Here is a 19,271-nt window from a genome sequence, read left to right on the forward strand (position 1 = left end):
GTTATCCCTCCGTGTTCAAGACAGCTGATGCTTTCAATTCATGACGAGGATGCACACTAAAATCATCAGGATTGAATAACTTGTCCGGCCCTTTCTTGATGTATTTAACCATCAAATACAATTCTACTATGGCAAGCACGGTATAAAAAAAGACAAACCCGCACAGTGAAATCCACACGCTGGACGCCGAAACGGAAGACACGCCCATAAACGTTGGCATGAGACCGTCCACGACCCATGGCTGACGGCCGTACTCCGCCACGACCCAGCCCATCTCCGCCGCGACCCAGGGCAGCGGCAGGCTGAGTAATGTCAGCCATAAAAACCAGCGGTTTTGCATTAGCCGTCTTCGCTGCGCGAGATAAAACGCGGTGGCAAACAAGGCGATAAAAAAGAAGCCGCACCCTACCATGACCCTGAATGTCCAGAACAGAGTGAATACATCCGGGACTGTATCCCAGGCCGCCTTGTTGATCAGCTCGGAATCCGCGTGCAAGACATCGTCAGTATACTGTTTGAGGAGAAGGCCGTAGCCCAGGTTTTCCTGGTTGGCATCCAGGATATCTTCAGCGTGTTTGTCATAGGGATCAATCTGCAGGGCTGACAAGGCGCTATAAGCCAGGATACCGCTGCGAATGCGGGTGCGTGCTTCAGCAACCAGATCAATGATTCCATAAACCGGCTGATGGATGGAACGGGTTGCGATCAATCCCAGAAGATAAGGAATTTTAAGCGCGTACCGGGTTTCATGCTTGTCCTGATCCGGGAAACCAATGACAGTCAGCGGTGCCGGTGCGGGTTCGGTATCCCACATTCCTTCTATGGCCGCAACTTTCATCTTCTGATTGAGACCCGTCAAATATCCGCTTTCATCACCCAGAACCACGACACAAAGCGCTGACGCCAGGCCAAATGCCGCTGCCACCGTCATCGAACGCTTGGCAAACTCAATGTTACGTCCTTTGAGCAAAAAATAAGCGCTCAGTGACATGACAAACATTGAACCGCACACATAGCCGGCGCTGATGGTATGGACAAATTTTGCTTGTGCCACTTCATTGAAAATGACACTGTAAAAATCATATAACTCCATGCGCATGGTATGAAAATTGAAATGCGCACCCACGGGATGCTGCATCCAGCCGTTGGCAATAAGAATCCACAAGGCGGAAAAACTTGCGCCCAGCGCCAGCATCCAGGTCACAATCAAATGCGCGCCGCGTGACATTTTGTCCCAGCCAAAAAAGAACACGCCCACAAAGGTCGCTTCAAGAAAAAAAGCCATTAAGCCTTCAATCGCGAGGGGCGCGCCAAACACATCTCCTACATAATGGGAATAATAAGCCCAGTTTGTTCCAAACTGGAACTCCATGGTGATTCCGGTTGCCACACCCATGGCAACATTGATACCAAACAGAATTCCCCAGTACTGAGTCATGGTGCGCCATATGGGGCGGTTGGTGATGAAATAAATCGTTTCCATGATGCCTAGCAGAGTGGAGAGGCCGAGCGTAAGAGGAACAAACAGGAAATGATACAAGGCAGTCATGCCGAACTGAACCCTGGACAACATGACCACATCAGCGGAGGGCAGCATAATTACTCCTTATTCACAGCTTCACCATTTGGAGCTACACATTTAAGGATGTAACGTTATACAAAATCATGTATATAATACGCCATATTTTAAAATAAAGTAACGATTTTGGAGACTTGCCCGGTGACTTCTATCAATTCGTTTGGAACCTTGCGCCAGCTGAAAGTAAATGATACGCAATACGATTATTTTAGCCTTCCCTCCCTGGAAGCGTCAGGCGTCAAAGGCATATCACGACTGCCGCATACCTTGAAAATCCTGCTGGAAAACCTGTTGCGGCATGAAGATAACGACACAGTCAGACAGGAAGATATTCAGGCGGTCGCCGCCTGGCTTGAAACAAAAAAATCCGACCGTGAAATTGCCTATCGGCCGGCGCGCGTGCTCATGCAGGATTTTACCGGCGTTCCCGCCGTGGTGGACCTGGGCGCCATGCGCGACGCCATCAAGAACATGGGCGGTGATCCGGAACGGATCAATCCCCTCTCGCCGGTTGATCTTGTCATCGACCATTCCATCCAGGTTGATGCGTTTGCGAAGCCGGACGCGATGCAGATCAACGCTCACATGGAAATGGAGCGTAATAACGAGCGTTATGCATTCCTGCGCTGGGGACAGAAAGCATTTGCAAATTTCAGAGTCGTTCCGCCGGATACAGGCATCTGCCATCAAGTCAATCTTGAGTTCCTGGCGAAAACCGTCTGGCACGAAAATAAAAACGGGCAACAGACTGCTTATCCTGACACCCTGGTCGGCACAGACAGCCATACCACCATGATCAACGGACTGGGCGTGCTAGGCTGGGGCGTAGGCGGAATCGAAGCGGAAGCCGCCATGCTTGGCCAGCCGATTTCCATGCTGATTCCGGAAGTTGTAGGTGTCAGACTTACCGGCAGACTAAAGGATGGCGTGACAGCGACCGATCTCGTGCTGACACTGACACAAATGCTGCGCAAAAAAGGCGTGGTCGGCAAGTTCGTTGAATATTTTGGCAGCGGACTGGCTGACCTGCCTGTCGCAGATCGCGCCACCATCGCCAACATGGCGCCAGAATATGGCGCAACTTGCGGTTTTTTTCCTATCGATGGCGCCACCCTGGATTACCTGCGCCTGACCGGACGTGACGAACAGACTATCGCACTCGTGGAAGCTTATGCGAAAGCACAAGACATGTGGCATGAAAAAAACAGTAGCGAGCCGGTGTTTACTGATATCGTCGAACTGGATTTATCCCAGGTCGAACCCAGCCTGGCCGGACCCAAGCGTCCGCAAGACCGCGTTGAACTCAAGCAGTTAAAACCTGCTTTTGAGAAACTATTGACCGATGCGAATCGCGCAGGGGAACAGCATACCGCGTATAAAACCGCCGATGGCATCGAAATGCATCATGGGGATGTCGTCATCGCCGCCATCACCAGCTGCACCAATACATCCAATCCCAGTGTGCTGATGGCGGCCGGATTGGTAGCCAAAAAAGCCCTGGAAAAAGGCTTGCAGCGCAAGCCCTGGGTCAAATCATCGCTTGCGCCAGGCTCCCAGGTGGTGACACAGTATCTGAAGACCTCCGGACTGGACAAATATCTGGACCAGCTGGGATTTGACAATGTTGGATACGGCTGCACCACATGCATAGGCAATTCTGGTCCCCTGCCCGACAATATCGCCAAAACCGTTGCAGACCATGACTTGATCGTCTCCGCCGTGCTTTCCGGCAACCGTAATTTTGAAGGACGCATCCATCCGCAAGTCAAGGCAAACTGGCTTGCCTCCCCTCCTCTGGTCGTGATTTTCGCCTTGACCGGCACAACTTCCATAGACTTGACCAGTGAACCTGTCGGCAAGGACACGCAGGGCAAGCCGGTGTATCTGAAAGACATCTGGCCATCCAACACCGAAGTGGCGGAAGAAGTCGCCAAAGTCAGCAGTAAAATGTTTCGCGAACAATACGCTGATGTATTTGCTGGCAGCACCGAATGGCGCTCCATGCTGGTACCCGCCGGTGAAACCTATACCTGGCAGAAAGATTCCACGTACATACAGCATCCGCCGTTTTTCTCCAGCATGAGCGCACAGCCTGGAAAAATTCATGATATAGAAAACGCACGCATACTTGCCCTGCTGGGGGATAGCATCACCACCGACCATATTTCTCCCGCCGGCTCCATCAAGCCTGACAGCCCAGCGGGAAAATATCTGCAGTCCAAGGGCGTGGCAGTCAAGGACTTTAATTCTTACGGAGCACGCCGCGGAAACCATGAAGTCATGATGCGCGGCACTTTTGCCAATATTCGCATTCGCAATGAAATGGTTCCCGGCATGGAAGGAGGCATCACCAAACATTATCCCGATGGTGAAGTCATGTCGATTTACGATGCTGCCATGCGCTATCAATCAGATCACATTCCGCTGGTTATTATCGCTGGAAAAGAGTATGGCACAGGATCATCGCGCGACTGGGCGGCAAAAGGTCCGAAGCTGCAAGGCGTGCAAGCGGTCATCGCGGAAAGCTTTGAGCGCATCCATCGGTCCAATCTTATAGGCATGGGTATATTGCCTCTGCAATTCAAATCAGGAGAGACCCGCAAGTCATTCAACATGGATGGAACCGAGATCATCACTCTCAAGGGTATCCATGATGATATGAAACCCGGGGCAGAAATCACCGCCCTCATGCGGCGTCAGGATGGCAGCCAGGCTGAATTCCGCTTGATCAGCCGTATAGATACACAAAATGAAATTGAATATTACCGCCACGGCGGAATCTTGCAGTTTGTGTTACGCAACATGCTAAAAACAGTCTGATGTGTAGTAATAAACACTGAAGGCATGCGCGCGGCTATTCTCATGAATGACGCGCATCAACATCCGCCTGGCCGTCAGAGCCAGGCGGATATTCAGTTGTGCGGCCATTTTTGCCGGAAGCACTTTATCACGCGAGGATGCAACCGTGTTTCGTACCTTAGCCAGACCTGACAATATTGCCGACGGGTCGTTTCCCATTTCCAGGCAATCTGCACGCCAGATTGTTCCAAACCCGCGTTTCAGCGCCATGGACATGCAGCGAAGTTTTATCATGATGCTCATGGCTTTTTTGCATTGCCGTGAATATACCGGCGTAACATATTATTCCAATATCGCCTGGGACCGCCCGCCGGTATGGGAAGGCACTTCCTGGCTGGATATGTTGCAGCAGATACTGATCTCAACTGTTGCCGCCGGGGGATTTTTCATGATGATGGGAGTGGGACTGATTTTTCTTTTCCATTCCAGGTTAAAGGAGGGATGGTCTGAGTCAAAAACCTGCCTCTATCTCGTCAAGCGCGGTTTACTGCTGATCTTCATTCAATTGACCTTGTTGCAATGCTTTGAAATTCTAGCTGAAGAGAAAATTTATTTGTATGTCGGCGTGTTGATCGCGTTAGGCACGAACATGATACTCGCATCACTGTTGTATTTGTTCATTCTAAAATTGAAGACACTGCCTGCGCTCAGGAAATATCCTGTTGAATACCTTCTCCCCGCTTCATTGATTATCATTATAACCGGCACCCTGCAGTTTATGATAAGCAGCCTGCAAAATGCCATGGTGGCGCCCGGGATTTGGATGAGCGCACTGGTACTGGGAGGGAATTATCATCATGGTGTGGATATCGATATCAACTTTACTCCCATACCCTGGTTTCCGGCAGTCGCTTTTGGCATGATCATTGGGCAAATTCTCTATCAGCACAAAGACAAAAGCATCAAGATACTCTTACGCATTGCACTTTGCTTTTTGCTGGCCTGGCTGTTGGCCAGAACGGCTTTTCTTTCAGGCTGGCTGAACGCAGGTGATTATAAACTGCTGGCGGCCGCAGATCATGCTTCCTTGGCTTCCTATTTTTGTGTGTCAAAATACCCGCCCAGCATCGATTATTTTTTATGGTCCCTGGGATTGAATCTGCTGGGTATTATTATGTGGCATCTCGCGGAACAAAACGTTCCCCGTTTGATGGGCCTGATTCAACCTGTCAAAATATTCGGTCAATGCGCGCTGTTCTTTTTTATTTCGCACTGGTTTATCTATTACGGTATTTCGCGTTTCCTCCCGGCGCCGCTGACTGAACCATCCGGTGTCATCACACTCTGGCTGCTCGGATTGATGCTGCTTTATTACTTATGCAAACGCTATCACAATTTCAAATCCGGCAAACCAAAATCTTCGATATGGCGAATGTTTTAGCACCAGACCGCATGCGTACACCGATGTTATTTATACAGGAGAGATGACAATTTTCCATCCTGCGCCAGAGCCGATTCCATGCGTTGCCGCGAAATTTCCCTGATTAATTGCGATGGCGAGATTCAGCAGGCTGTTGACATAAATCAGCCCGGCCCCCTTAGGCACAGCGCCAAACGTTGTGACATAGGGCAGCACAGCTTCATATCTGACCTGCTGGTTCTGAAATATTTTGATCTTATATTTCTTCCCTTTTTCCAGACCAAACCGGTTTAACATATCCTGGCTGATATTCGTCCATAGATTTCCATATTGCGGATCCAGAATGACTATAGCGCCTGTCAGCTTATGATCCGAAATGACCGGCTTCTGATAAACCAGCTTGACGATAGGAGTTTTTAATACCGGCCCCACACCTGCAAATGAAATGACTCCGGAAGCGAGTTTTGCCGCTGTATAAGCGTAAACATCCCGCCCGTGAAAGGTATAAGACGCGCCGGATTTTTTCAGCCGGTTCACCGATTCATCAATCAGTCTGACTTCCTCGATTCCAATCGCATCATCAATCAGGGTCAGCGTACCATTGTCAGGCGTGACAAAATATTGCCCGGTTCGGGTTTTCGCAACAATTGAACGCCGCGCGGTTCCCACACCCGGGTCTACCACACTCACGAAAACAGTTCCTTTGGGCCAATACGGAGCCGTCTGAAACAGACGGTAACCTGCGTCCCAAATGTTGAACGGAGGTATTTCATGAGTCAAATCAGACACCAGCAAAGATTGATTCACCGAATACATGACACCCTTGACTTCACTGACCGCGCCGTCTTTCACACCGAAATCACTTTGAAATACAACGATTCCGGAAGCAGCATAGACGGCGGATAATGCGCATAGATACCATACCGCTATCCACCAGCCTGTTCTCACCACGAAAGATTTCATCGTTTCTCCTCGTACTCCAGCACGACAAAAATAATCAGAATAGACATACATGCCGTCATTGTGCCTGTCAAACATGGCTTGACAGGCACTCACAGACGCAAATCATCATACCTCAGCAGGATCAGTCCGCAAGTCATTGTTACCACTAATGAATGACTAAACAATGCGCTATGCAAGCTGCGGTTTATGCTAAACTCAAGAATGAACCCCCATGATTGTGAGGACATCCCATGAAAACCCGGCCGGTATTCATCGCAGGAAGCGCAAGAACACCATTTGTAAAATCTCTGACCAGCTATGCCGAGATCACCACGCAAGACTTGATGACTGCCGCATTACAGGCCTTGGTTACCCAATTGCATCTGGATGGAAAAATTCTGGGTGACGTGGGGCTGGGAGCCGTCATCAATAGCTCCCTCAACTGGAACCTCGCGCGGGAATCCGTCCTGGGCACAACGCTTGATCCACATACGCCTGCGTATACCCTGCAAAGGGCTTGCGGCACCAGCCTGGAAACAACCTTGCAAATCGCTTTGAAAATCGCCAATTACCAGATGGAAAATGGTATTGCGGGAGGCGTTGATTCAAACAGCGACATGCCCATCATGATACAAAAATCACTCGCTCAAAAGCTGCTGGCCTTGAAAAATGCAGCGAGTTTTTCCGACAAAATGAAAGCCCTGGCAGCACTCAGGCCCGCTGATCTCAAGCCTATTTACCCCGCCGTTGTGGAACCGCGCACAGGGCTTTCCATGGGAGAGCATTGTGAAAAAATGGTCAAGGAATGGAAGATTTCCCGCGCCGAGCAGGATGAGCTTGCCCTGCTCAGTCATCAGAACGGCGTGAAAGCATATGAAGAAGGATTTTATGACGGACTGGTCTTTGAATTCATGGGCTTGAAAAGAGATGGTTTACTGCGCACGGATACCTCGCTTGAAAAACTCGCCAGCCTCAAGACTGTTTTCGATACAACCGAAGCTGGCACGTTAACAGCGGGCAACAGCAGTCCGCTCACCGACGGCGCCGCCGCAGTCTTTCTCGCTTCGGAAGAATCCGCTAAAGCATGGAACCTGGATTTACTCGCGCGGTTTGTGGATGCACAAGTGGCCGCTGTTGATTTCGTGCATGGCGAAGGGTTACTGATGGCCCCCACCATCGCCGTCAGTGAATTACTGAAGCGGAATCAATTAACATTACAGGATTTCGATTATTATGAAATTCATGAAGCATTCGCGGGACAGGTTTTATGCACACTGAAAGCCTGGGAATCTGCCGATTATTGCAAGCGCATCCTGAACCGCGACAACCCGCTTGGCGCCATTGACAGAAACAGAATGAATATCAAGGGCGGCAGCGTCGCGCTGGGACACCCGTTCGCTGCAACCGGTGCCCGCATTGTAGGCAGCCTGGCAAAAATGCTGCGGCAAAAAGGCAGCGGAAAAGGCTTGATTTCCATTTGCACCGCGGGCGGCATGGGGGTCGCGGCGATACTGGAAGCGGTTTAGCGCCACTCTCCATTATATTCATTGTGTAAACAGTGTTATCAATTGCAGGCATTGAATTTCTGCGATGGTCATTTATCATACCAAATACACTACTGATAACATGAACATCGAGTCAAGACATGAACAGACTTCCCAACAAAATTGCGCTTATCACCGGCGGCACACAATCCATAGGCAAAACCATTGCCGAACTGTTTCAACAACATGGTGCACACGTCATCATTTCGGGAAGCCGTCCTGCTGAAGAAGGAGCAAAAATAGCGAGGGACATTCATGCAGGCATGATTTACCTCAAACTGGATGTCACCCTGGAATCCGACTGGGAGAATGCCATGCACTTTATCCAGCAGAAATATGGCAGGCTTGATATCCTGGTTAATAACGCCGGAATTGAACAGCCAGCGAATTCAAACAGACCGCAGAATCCGGAAGACTGTTCCCTGCAAGACTGGCGCACAGTCCACCAAGTCAATCTGGATGGTGTATTCCTGGGATGCAAGCATGTCATTCCGCTCATGAAAAAGCAGGAAAATTGTTCCATTGTTAACATTGGTTCGCGCTCAGGCCTGACAGGCATTCCATCATCAGCCGCGTATTCCTCCAGCAAGGCCGCCGTGCGTAATTACACGAAAACCGTCGCCATGTATTGCGCCTCCAGGCGTTACCCCATACGCTGCAATGTCATTCATCCCGCAGCCATACTGACCAATATGTGGGAAAAGGAATTTGGCGATGATGAATGGCGCGGCCAGCGCATAGCCCGGTTCAGTGAAAGCATACCGCTGCGCAGAATGGGCACGCCCATGGATGTTGCCTACGCGGCGTTATATCTGGCGTCGGATGAATCACGATTCATGACAGGCTCAGAAATTATCATTGATGGCGGCATCATGTCGGGGTCTGCAGCTTCGGCGAATGAAACTGTCATTTCCGTGTCTCCTGCCGGGACAGAATCATGATAAGCATGCCATGAAAAACTTGTTTTCAGAATGGCGACTACGCATCAGGTTAAAATGACAAGACAATATATATCCAGACTGGACAGGAATATCCTAACGGGAATACTCATTACCTTGTCTGGCTCTTTCTTCTATGTCCTCATGGGATCCCTGTCCAAGCTGGCGGGAAAACAGTTATCATTGAATCAAATCCTGTTTTTGCAAAGTATTACGGGGTTATCATGCGCGGTTTATCTCATAAAGATCAGGCGATATTCATTCAGGCAATTATGGCGCCGTGACCAGCGGTATTATTTGCTGCGCATTATATTCAGCCTGGGATCCATTTATGCATTGATAGCCGGACTGCGGCAAATGAGCGTATTCAATGCGCTAGTCATATTGAATTCCTCTCCGCTCATCATCCCCTTTTTGCGCAAAATGTTGTTCGGAAAAAAAATAAACTTGTCCATTTTTCCTGCCGTCATATGCGCTTTTTCAGGCATCACACTGATACTGTCGCCCGACCCGCACATCTTCGATGCTTCATTTGTCATCGTATTGATCAGCATGTTATGCATGACGTTTTCACTGCTGGTGCTGGAAAGACAACAGGACGCACGGCCGGATTTATCCATTTTTTATTATTTTTTCTACAGCAGCCTCATCACGGGCGCTCTACTGATATTTCGCGGCGAATCCCTTCCTTATCCGGGATTTTTCCTGGTAACAGGTCTTTTAATCGGTGTCCTTTTCTTTCTGGTGCAGTTAAGCATCATTCATGCAGCCAGTTATATTTCCTCACAACTGATATCGGTCCTGTTTTATTCCGAAATCATTCTCGCATTGATTTCCTCACTCCTGTTTGAACACCTGGAATTTACTGCGAATCATGCCTGGGGAATCATTCTGGTGATCGTCGGCGGATCCATGACCACCCTGATAGAACAGAAATTTTCCGACGCAACCAAAGCAAACAAACAAAAACTAGATGACGACATGATATCCATTCGTCAAACATAATTTATTTTAGTTAAATATACCTCTTATCTTGAGAATCTTTTAACAACGGTAAGATCCTCCTCTTTTCCTATCTGACTATACAGACTAACAGCAATGGTCAAGGGATTATTTTCTTTAATAGCTGTCGCAGCCAGATTCTTAGCTAACTCTTCATATTTAATGCCAACGCGCAAATTCAGGCTCGGCTCAATTCTATTAATAATTTTAATTAATTCCTTATTTGTATTTAATGCCTTAACCATATAAGCACCCGTCGTCGTTTCACGGCCAAAGAAATTTAATGCGGTTCTCTTCTGCATGGCAACAATCAAGAAAGCCTCAAAATAATTCATCAGATCTGACTGACTTGTCACTTCTAACTTCATAAATTTATTGTATATTTGCTTTAATGCCTCATACTTGGTGTCGCCTTTATATCGAGGTTTGGCGTGTTTTAAAACATCAGACATATATTTCCCTACAACATTTTTTTCAGCCAGCTTTGATAGATTTTCTTCTTCTGACTGTTTTCTTGACAGATTTTCGACTTCTTGCCTTTGTTTCGCCTCAAGCAATCTCTGCTCCTTATCCCTTTCTTCTCTTTCTCGTTGCTCTTTCATCAAGCGTAGTTCGTTAGCCTGCTGTATTTGCAATTGTTTTAATTTCTCAAGTTCTTCATCCTTTCTCTTCATTTCTTCTTTGTGCTGACTAGACAATTCTTCCTGAACCTGTCTTAATCTTTCTATCTCTTTCAGAGCCGATTCCAGCTGCACTCTTAATTGCTCTACTTCTTTTATTGATTTATCAAAAGTCTGCTTCTGCGACCCAAGAAATTCTTTTAATTCAGTATGTCTGGCTTTAACAAATTCAGAAATATTCTCTGGAATATTAATTTCGGCAATTTTAGATGAAATCTCTTCTATCCATTTCTCCATTTTAGCACTTTCTTCATTCACCACACGCTCAAGATTTTTAAGCAATTCATCACGCCCGGGCTTATCAGAATTTTTCGATATTTCACTCCGAAATGTTTCAATCGATCTTTTTAACTGTTCTATTCCAGGGACGATTATATTTTTAATTAACTCATGCTGGCCATTAATTATTCCCAATGTAAACTCTTCGAGTTCGCTTAATTTTTGTTGTATTCTAACATTTTCTTCCTTACCCTTTTTAACCGCACCCTCCAAGCTCATTATTTGACTAGCCTGATTACCAGTGACACTCTTCATCTCTTCAATTTGTTTCAAAATCAATTCATTTTCAGCTTTTAATTGTTCAATTCTTAAAGCCAGCGTTTCCCTCTCTTTTTCTGTCACTTGACCAGTCAATTCCAACTGAGATTCCAATGCCTGGATAAGTTTCTGATTATTTCTTTGCTGATCCTCCATTTCCCTTCTGAGCCTGGCTGATTCCGTTTTTGCTTCCACCAGAGGCGCCATTTCATTTTCTCTGCTATAAAATGCATGCAATTGTTTTTGTTGAACCAACAGCTCTCTAACGGCACGCATATCACGAATCAAATCTGTTCCAACGGAGTGCGCCTTAGTTTTTTCGTCTTTGTCTTTTAAATAATCTATTACACATCGTATTTGATCATCAATTCCCTGAATCATCCTGACAAAAGACTCCGGATTTTCTAATCTAGAAAATCTAAATACATTCATGTCTGATCCAGGAATAATATCCTTCAAAAGCCCCATATTTGCTTCAATGGGAGATAGCCTTCGTTTAATAGTTTCCAGTGAAAATATATGCTCTTTTAATGTTTTAAGCTTTTCTTGATAGACGTCGATTTGGAGATTTTCACCTTCTGGTATATTTTTTGCCGCTTCTTCCAATTGGCTGATTAAAATTTTCTTCATGTCCTCATCATGAGCACAAATGAGTGCCATATTATAAATAAACTCATCTGAATTTAATGGGATTGGTGAAACGGCAGGGCCTGCATCCAGTTTTCTTGCCTCAACATACTCGACAATTTCTTCATGTGATGAATTTACTTTTAACGAGGCGGAAGCCACACTCTCAAGTACTCTAACCTGTCTTAATCCACCTACTGACATGATGCCCTTGGGGAAAAACTCAGATGCGCCTTTATGAACAGGACGCAATGCGATTTCTGTGCGCTTGTCCTGGCTTACTAATTCACCCCGATGCTTATCTAAGAAATCCGTATCCGCGAAGTTCGCCAAAAGCTTGCTGAAATATGGATGTGTTGTCGTTAGCGACTTAAATTCCATCATGGCTTTGCCATAAAAACTCTCAATCATGGCCCTTCTCAATTCAAATTCGCCAGTTGAAACTATCCCTTTACTTCCATAACTGTCGACCTTATGCCGCATGTCTTCTTCAAGTGCGATGGCGAGATTCATATAATTAAATATTTTTGCAATTCTTTCCATATTGCTTCTTGAAATGACAATTTCATCATTTAATGCATGAATAAGCCCGGTTTGCATGTATTCAGGCAAAACATTATTTGGTACTCCATCAGGTGTTCTCACCGCAACATCAAAATCGCCTCTTTTAAATCTTTCATTAAAGCTGTTCTGCTTGTCAGTAACGACTTCTCTTTTGAATTGCGCAGTATGCTTTAGATGATGCGCAACAAGATTACCTATAGGCGATTCAGCAAATCGATCACCAGTAACCTTTAACTCCACTTTCCCTTGCTCCATTTTTGCAATTACTAAATTTCGACCTGTTTTACTTGCCTTATCATCCAGCGCACGCATAAAAAAGTCAGCCATTTTCCCTAATGCAATAATTTCGTTATTAATAGCCTGATTGCACGATTCCACCAGCGTTAATTGTCTTTGCTCAGCCAGCGCTTCCTTTATGACTTTATGATCTTGTTCTTCGATTTTCTCAGCAAGAATATTTCGTTTCGTTTTAAACAGCTTGTTTAAAACAGCAACATCCCTATCGTTGCTGACAATTAATCTGAAATTCTGATGTAAATTTTCCAATGCCTGACCTAGTTTTTGTAATGCATGCGTATATATATCACCAGGCTGCTTTTTGAGCATATCGATGTAATTCAATATTAGCGTATGCAAATTATCCAGGATCCTGACTTGAGCGACATATTTATCTGTTTTATCGCCCTTGATTTCATAATAATCTTCAAAATATTCGAATTGAGCTTCCCGAGTTCCTAATACGTCATCATCGCTTCTGTTAAACGATGACCTTAAATGAGGTACAATCACATAATCATATTTATTTTTTACTGGAAGGCATAATTCACGCGCATATCGCGTAAATTCGTCCTTTAGATCCTCTCCAAGCTCCTCTCCACCTGCTGCATGAAAATATTCGCCCAACGCACTGATTATGGGTTCAAATTGCTGACCAATTTCTTCTGCTTCGCCTTGCTTGATCCCCCCAACTCTTGCCACCGCCCAATCTTTTTGTACATTTTTGATTGCAGCTGTAATACTTGAGCCCGCGATCGCTCCCACTCCCACCCCAACGCCGCCCGCAATTAAATGCGTCACCAGACTTAATCCCATGGCTCTACTCCTCGCTATTATTATTTATATAACTATAGTATAGCTCTATATAGTATAGCTCTATGTGGCTTATACGGCGGGACATTAACTTGCTTCAGGATTAACTCTATGAATTTTAATTATTAGTCTTACTGACTGGCTAGAAGATGTTAGCTTGGCGACTTAATTTTTACATGTTATGGAGTCACAAATACTAACAATTGACCACTCATTCTAAATCAATCAAGAGCATTAGTATCTATTCTCTTTACCGCGATTAATTTAAGTGGATTATTTATTTGATGAAACGAGAGATATAAATGTATATGTGGTTACAAGTAATATCAATAAAAAAGCCACTGTCGCATGACAGCGGCTTTTAATTTTTTCCGAGAAAAAGAAAGCGGGTTATTTTCGGGTTATTTTCGGGTTATTTTCGGGTTATTTTTCCTCGCTTTCCTTGTCATCAGCGCCATTGATATGGTCTTTGAACAAATCGCCCAGCGTTGTTTTGAGACCTGATTCAGATGACTTTTTCTTCTTGCCCGCAGGAGCAGCCGCGCCGGCAGCCGGCTTGGCGGTCTTGACAGCCTTTTTAACAGGCGTCTTGCCGTCTTTGGCTTTCATTGAAAGCGTGATGGCGTGGATTTTCCTGTCTGTGCCCATGATCTTGGCTTCGACCGTATCGCCCACATTCAGCTTGGTACGCGCGTCATCCACTTTTTCAGCGGAAATTTCCGATGCGCGCAGCACGCCGCGAATACCTTCAGCCAGCTCAACGATAGCATGCTTCTGATCAACTTCAACGACTTTGCCTGACACTACCGTGCCTTTTTCATTTTCGATGAGATAGTTGGCAAGAGGATCTTCCGCCAGCTGTTTCAGGCCCAGCGCAATGCGCTCGCGCTCAACATCAATAGCAAGAATCACTGCTTCCAGTTCATCGCCTTTTTGATATTTACGCAGCGTATCCTGCGCTTCCGTCTCACTCCAGGCGATGTCGGAAAGATAAATCAATCCGTCTATGCCGCCATCCAGTTCAAGGAAGATGCCAAAATCCGTGATGGATTTGATCTTGCCTTTGACTTGTTCGCCTTTTTCATGATTTTCAGCAAACGCAGCCCATGGATTAGACGTGCATTGCTTGATGCCCAGGGAGATGCGGCGGCGTTCAGCATCCACATCCAGCACCATGACTTCGACTTCCTGGCCGAGGTGAATGACCTTGTTGGGATTGACATTCTTGTTGGTCCAATCCATTTCAGACACATGAACCAGGCCTTCAATGCCTTCCTCAATTTCGACAAAGCAACCGTAATCTGTAATATTGGTCACACGGCCGCTGATCTTGGAGCCCACCGGGTAACGCTGGCTGATATCATGCCACGGATCACCGCCCAGCTGCTTGAGGCCTAATGAGACACGAACATTGTCACGATCAATTTTTAATACCTTGACCTTGATTTCATCGCCAATATTCAGGATTTCACTGGGGTGTTTGATACGTTTCCAGGACATGTCGGTAATATGAAGCAATCCATCCACACCGCCCAGATCAATAAACGCGCCGTAGTCGGTCAGGTTCTTGACTATGCCCTTGACTTCATCGCCTTCATTAATATTTTCAAGAACGGCTGCGCGCTCAACATTGCTTTCCGCTTCCAGCACAGCGCGGCGGGAAACAACGATATTATTCCGTTTGGGATCGACCTTAATGACTTTGAATTCGAATTCCTTGCCTTCAAACGCTTCCGGATCGCGTATGGGCTTGACGTCTACCAGTGAACCTGGCAAAAAGGCGCGGACCTTGTTGATTTCAACAGTGAAGCCGCCCTTGACCCTGCCGACTATCACGCCGCGTATGGTTTCCTTGGATTCGTAAGCACGTTCCAGATGCGACCAGGATTCCAGGCGTTTTGCACGCTCGCGTGAAAGGCGGGTGCTGCCGAAGCCATCTTCAAGCACTTCAAGCGCTACTTTAACTTCATCGCCTTCCTTGATTTCGAGCTTGCCGCCCTCATCATAAAACTGGTCTATGGAAATGTATGATTCTGATTTTAATCCGGCATCGACAACTACATATTTATCTTCAACACGCACGACAGTGGCGGAAATAATCGCGCCTGGCAGCATCGGGGTATCAGTTAGACTTTGTTCGAATAATTGCGCAAAAGACTCGCCCATATTTTTGTTCACTAGAACCTCAACTAAACTACAACGGTTAGAGTTAATAATCTTACTCTGCTATCCCGGCCTCAGCGAATTCAATCATCATCGGGAATGAGATAGCAGGAAAGGCCTTTTTTTGTTTAATCTCTGACAGGATGCGCTCAACCACCTGATCAATAGTCAACCGGTCCGTATCAATGCGAACCGCATCTTCTGCCGGTTTGAGCGGAGCCACTGTACGTTCCTGATCACGCCTGTCACGCTCGCGCAGCTCTTTTATAAGGTCGCTAAGGGTAACACTAATCCCCCGTTCCTTCAACTGGTTATAACGCCTCAGGGCCCGCTCCTCCGGGCTTGCGGTGAGGAAAATCTTGAGCTCGGCATCCGGGAACACCACCGTGCCCATGTCCCTGCCATCCGCAACCAGACCCGGGGCTTCGCGGAAAGCACGCTGCCGGCTGAGCAAGGATGCGCGCACCGCGGGCAGGGCTGCAATTTGTGAAGCCGCGTTACCAACTTTTTCCGTACGAATAACCTCAGTCACATCTTCACCTTCCAGTATGATCCTGGAAACACGGTTTTCCTGGGCAATAAATTGCACATCCAGGTGTTCCGCCAGCACTTCCAGTGCTTTCTCATTATCCAGCGCGACACTATGTTTCTGGGCAGCAAGAGCCAGCACTCTGTACAAGGCGCCGCTGTCAAGAAACTTCCACCCCAGACGGGTGGCAAGAATCTGGCTGACAGTCCCTTTTCCGGTTCCGCTTGCCCCGTCAATGGTAATCACGGGTTCATTTCGAAATATCATTCCTTTTGTTCTCCTTTGATATTCGCAATCCTTTCGAGACTGACCAGTACTTCTCCTTCACCCAGTTGAATCAGACGCACCCCCTGGGTGTTACGGCCTATGACGGAAATTTCGGCGGCGGGAACCCGCACCAGGGTACCCTTGTTGCTAATCAGCATGACTTCGTCTTCCTGGTTTACCTGGACCGCGCTGACCACCTTGCCGTTACGTTCACTGACTTGTATGGAAATGACACCTTGGCCGCCGCGTCCGCTGACACGGTATTCATCCAGAGCCGTGCGCTTGCCATAGCCATTTTCTGTCGCCGTCAGTATCTCTCCCTCTCGCGAAACAATAAGAGAAACCACCTTTTGGCCTTCCTGCAGTTTCACGCCCCTGACTCCCACCGCCTGGCGGCCCATGCAGCGCACTTTCGACTCGTGGAAGCGCACGACCTTGCCGGCATCGGTAAACAACATGATGTCACGATTGCCGTCCGTGATATCCGCCTGCACCAGATAATCTCCTTCATTCAGGGCAATGGCGATAATGCCTGATGAACGCGGACGAGAGAAATCCACTAGTGAAACTTTCTTGATGGATCCCATTGAGGTCGCCATGACGACATAACGGTTTTCAAGGTATTCCCGGACCGGGAGAAAGGCATTGACTTTTTCACCTTCCGCCAAAGGCAGGATGTTGACGATAGGACGCCCGCGCGAGGCGCGGTTAGCCTGAGGCAGCTGATACACTTTCAGCCAATAGACTTTGCCATGATTGGTAAAACACAAAACCGTATCGTGAGTACGCGCCGCAATCAAATACTCCATGAAATCTTCTTCTTTCATGGAAGTGGCAGATTTGCCGCGGCCGCCGCGGTGCTGGGCCTGATACACTTCCAGCAGCTGTGTTTTCACATAACCCTCATGTGACAATGTCACAACGACTTCCTCATCCGGAATGAGGTCTTCTATCAAGACTTCCCCTTCCTCAGTGGCGGCAATTTCTGTTCTTCTGCCGTCGCCAAATTCCGTTTTCACTGTATCCAGTTCTTCGCGTATCACTTGCATGAGACGCGCGGGGTTCTGAAGGATTTCTGTCAATTGCCGGATCAACTCCTTCAGTTCTTTATGTTCAGCGATGATCTTGTCCTGCTCTAACCCCGTCAGCCTGTGCAGGCGCATCTCCAGAATAGCCTGTGCCTGTTCCGGAGACAGACGATAACCCTCATCCGACAAACCATACATTTCCGTTGTGTGGGTAATCGCATCATGCCGTCCGGCCCGGGTTAAAATCTCAATGGTATCCGCCGCCTGCCAGGGACGCTCAAGCAGCCGGATCTTGGCTTCGCCAGGGTCTTTTGCCTGCTTGATCAAGGCGATCATGGCATCGATATTCAGCAAGGCCACCGCGAGACCTTCCAGGATATGCACCCTGTCACGCGCCTTGCGCAAATCAAAAACGGTACGCCGGGTGACCACTTCGCGCCGGTGTTGTACAAACGCCTCCAATAACTGCTTGATATTCAGTACCCTGGGCTGTCCGTCGGCCAAAGCAACCATGTTAATGCCAAATACGCTCTGCATCTGCGTCTGGACAAATAAATTATTCTGGATAACATCCACGTTTTCGCCGCGCTTGAGTTCAATGACCACGCGCATGCCTTGTTTATCCGATTCATCACGCAGGGCGGTGATGCCTTCAATTTTCTTTTCCTTTACCAGTTCCGCGATGCGTTCAACCAGACGCGCCTTGTTGACCTGGTAAGGCAGTTCTGTGATGACAATACGATCCTTGCCAGCCTTTTCATCTGTTTCAACATGGGTTTTGGCCCTGACTACCACACGGCCGCGGCCGGTATGATATGCCTCATAGATGCCGTTTTTACCCTGGATGATTGCGCCGGTGGGAAAATCCGGACCGGGCACATGTTCCATGATTTCGCTGATGCTTATCTCGGGATTATCAATCAGAGCAAGACAGGCATTGATAATTTCCGTCAGATTATGTGGAGGAATATTGGTCGCCATACCGACGGCAATACCGGACGAACCATTCACCAGCAAATGCGGGATGCGGGTAGGCAACACTGCCGGCATTAATTCGTTTTCATCATAATTTGGTGTAAAATCAACGGTTTCCTTTTCGATGTCCGCCAGGAGGGCATGCGCGAAGCGAGACATGCGTATTTCGGTGTAGCGCATGGCCGCAGCCGCATCTCCGTCAATGGATCCGAAATTACCCTGACCGTCTACCAGCAGGTAGCGCATGGAAAAAGGCTGCGCCATACGCACAATGGTGTCATAAACAGCCGTATCTCCATGCGGATGATACTTACCGATGACATCACCCACGATACGGGCTGACTTTTTATAAGGCTTGTTCCAGTCATTTCCCAGCTCATGCATGGCAAACAGTACACGCCTGTGCACCGGCTTGAGACCGTCACGGACATCCGGCAAGGCACGTCCCACGATCACACTCATGGCATAATCGAGATATGACTTTTTTAACTCGGTTTCGACACTAACTTTTTGGACTTCTTTGGCGACTGGATTATCCATAGTAGGCTGCATTTTAGTTGAATTTTAACCGCAGAATTATACCATGAA

11 protein-coding genes are annotated in these 19,271 nt (G+C 47.4%); 5 read left to right on the top strand and 6 right to left on the bottom strand.

What is annotated here, in order from left to right; genetic code table 11:
- Position 1: 1 nt before the first annotated feature.
- A complete protein-coding gene (locus tag AQULUS_RS06665; protein WP_148339306.1) occupies positions 2 to 1,597 on the bottom strand; it encodes a cytochrome ubiquinol oxidase subunit I in 1,596 nt (531 codons plus the stop codon).
- Positions 1,598 to 1,720: 123 nt separating this feature from the next.
- On the opposite strand from AQULUS_RS06665, the gene acnA reads away from it, so the two are divergent.
- Positions 1,721 to 4,399 carry an aconitate hydratase AcnA gene (gene acnA / locus AQULUS_RS06670; protein ID WP_148339307.1) on the top strand — a complete coding sequence of 893 codons (2,679 nt, stop codon included), beginning with the start codon at positions 1,721 to 1,723 and terminating at the stop codon, positions 4,397 to 4,399.
- Between the two features lie 145 nt (positions 4,400 to 4,544).
- The gene (locus AQULUS_RS06675) at positions 4,545 to 5,819 is read left to right on the top strand and encodes a heparan-alpha-glucosaminide N-acetyltransferase domain-containing protein (RefSeq protein WP_172622765.1); all 1,275 of its coding nucleotides are present in this window, start codon (positions 4,545 to 4,547) and stop codon (positions 5,817 to 5,819) included.
- Between the two features lie 30 nt (positions 5,820 to 5,849).
- On the opposite strand, the gene AQULUS_RS06680 is transcribed toward AQULUS_RS06675, so the two are convergent.
- Positions 5,850 to 6,761: an SAM hydrolase/SAM-dependent halogenase family protein gene (locus AQULUS_RS06680; RefSeq protein WP_148339309.1), complete on the bottom strand. Its 912-nt coding sequence runs from the start codon at positions 6,759 to 6,761 to the stop codon at positions 5,850 to 5,852.
- 230 nt (positions 6,762 to 6,991) lie between these two features.
- Here AQULUS_RS06680 and AQULUS_RS06685 point away from each other — a divergent pair, with 230 nt between their 5' ends.
- The 3 genes from AQULUS_RS06685 to AQULUS_RS06695 all read left to right on the top strand — a co-directional run bounded on the left by AQULUS_RS06685 (position 6,992) and on the right by AQULUS_RS06695 (position 10,227).
- Positions 6,992 to 8,266, top strand: coding sequence for an acetyl-CoA C-acetyltransferase (locus AQULUS_RS06685; RefSeq protein WP_148339310.1), 1,275 nt, complete (start codon positions 6,992 to 6,994; stop codon positions 8,264 to 8,266).
- 119 nt (positions 8,267 to 8,385) lie between these two features.
- Positions 8,386 to 9,225: an SDR family NAD(P)-dependent oxidoreductase gene (locus AQULUS_RS06690; protein ID WP_148339311.1), complete on the top strand. Its 840-nt coding sequence runs from the start codon at positions 8,386 to 8,388 to the stop codon at positions 9,223 to 9,225.
- A gap of 54 nt (positions 9,226 to 9,279) precedes the next feature.
- Positions 9,280 to 10,227: a DMT family transporter gene (locus AQULUS_RS06695; protein WP_172622766.1), complete on the top strand. Its 948-nt coding sequence runs from the start codon at positions 9,280 to 9,282 to the stop codon at positions 10,225 to 10,227.
- Positions 10,228 to 10,250: 23 nt separating this feature from the next.
- On the opposite strand, the gene AQULUS_RS06700 is transcribed toward AQULUS_RS06695, so the two are convergent.
- The 4 genes from AQULUS_RS06700 to gyrA all read right to left on the bottom strand — a co-directional run bounded on the left by AQULUS_RS06700 (position 10,251) and on the right by gyrA (position 19,223).
- Positions 10,251 to 13,724 carry a coiled-coil domain-containing protein gene (locus AQULUS_RS06700; RefSeq protein WP_148339313.1) on the bottom strand — a complete coding sequence of 1,158 codons (3,474 nt, stop codon included), beginning with the start codon at positions 13,722 to 13,724 and terminating at the stop codon, positions 10,251 to 10,253.
- Between the two features lie 420 nt (positions 13,725 to 14,144).
- Positions 14,145 to 15,887: a 30S ribosomal protein S1 gene (gene rpsA, locus AQULUS_RS06705; protein ID WP_148340297.1), complete on the bottom strand. Its 1,743-nt coding sequence runs from the start codon at positions 15,885 to 15,887 to the stop codon at positions 14,145 to 14,147.
- A gap of 52 nt (positions 15,888 to 15,939) precedes the next feature.
- The gene (gene cmk / locus AQULUS_RS06710) at positions 15,940 to 16,680 is read right to left on the bottom strand and encodes a (d)CMP kinase (protein WP_148339314.1); all 741 of its coding nucleotides are present in this window, start codon (positions 16,678 to 16,680) and stop codon (positions 15,940 to 15,942) included.
- Positions 16,677 to 19,223: a DNA gyrase subunit A gene (gene gyrA, locus AQULUS_RS06715; protein WP_148339315.1), complete on the bottom strand. Its 2,547-nt coding sequence runs from the start codon at positions 19,221 to 19,223 to the stop codon at positions 16,677 to 16,679. Before gyrA ends, cmk begins: the two co-directional genes overlap by 4 nt.
- Positions 19,224 to 19,271: the final 48 nt, after the last annotated feature.

Source organism: Aquicella siphonis (assembly GCF_902459485.1).
GTDB classification, from domain to species: Bacteria; Pseudomonadota; Gammaproteobacteria; order DSM-16500; family DSM-16500; genus Aquicella; species Aquicella siphonis.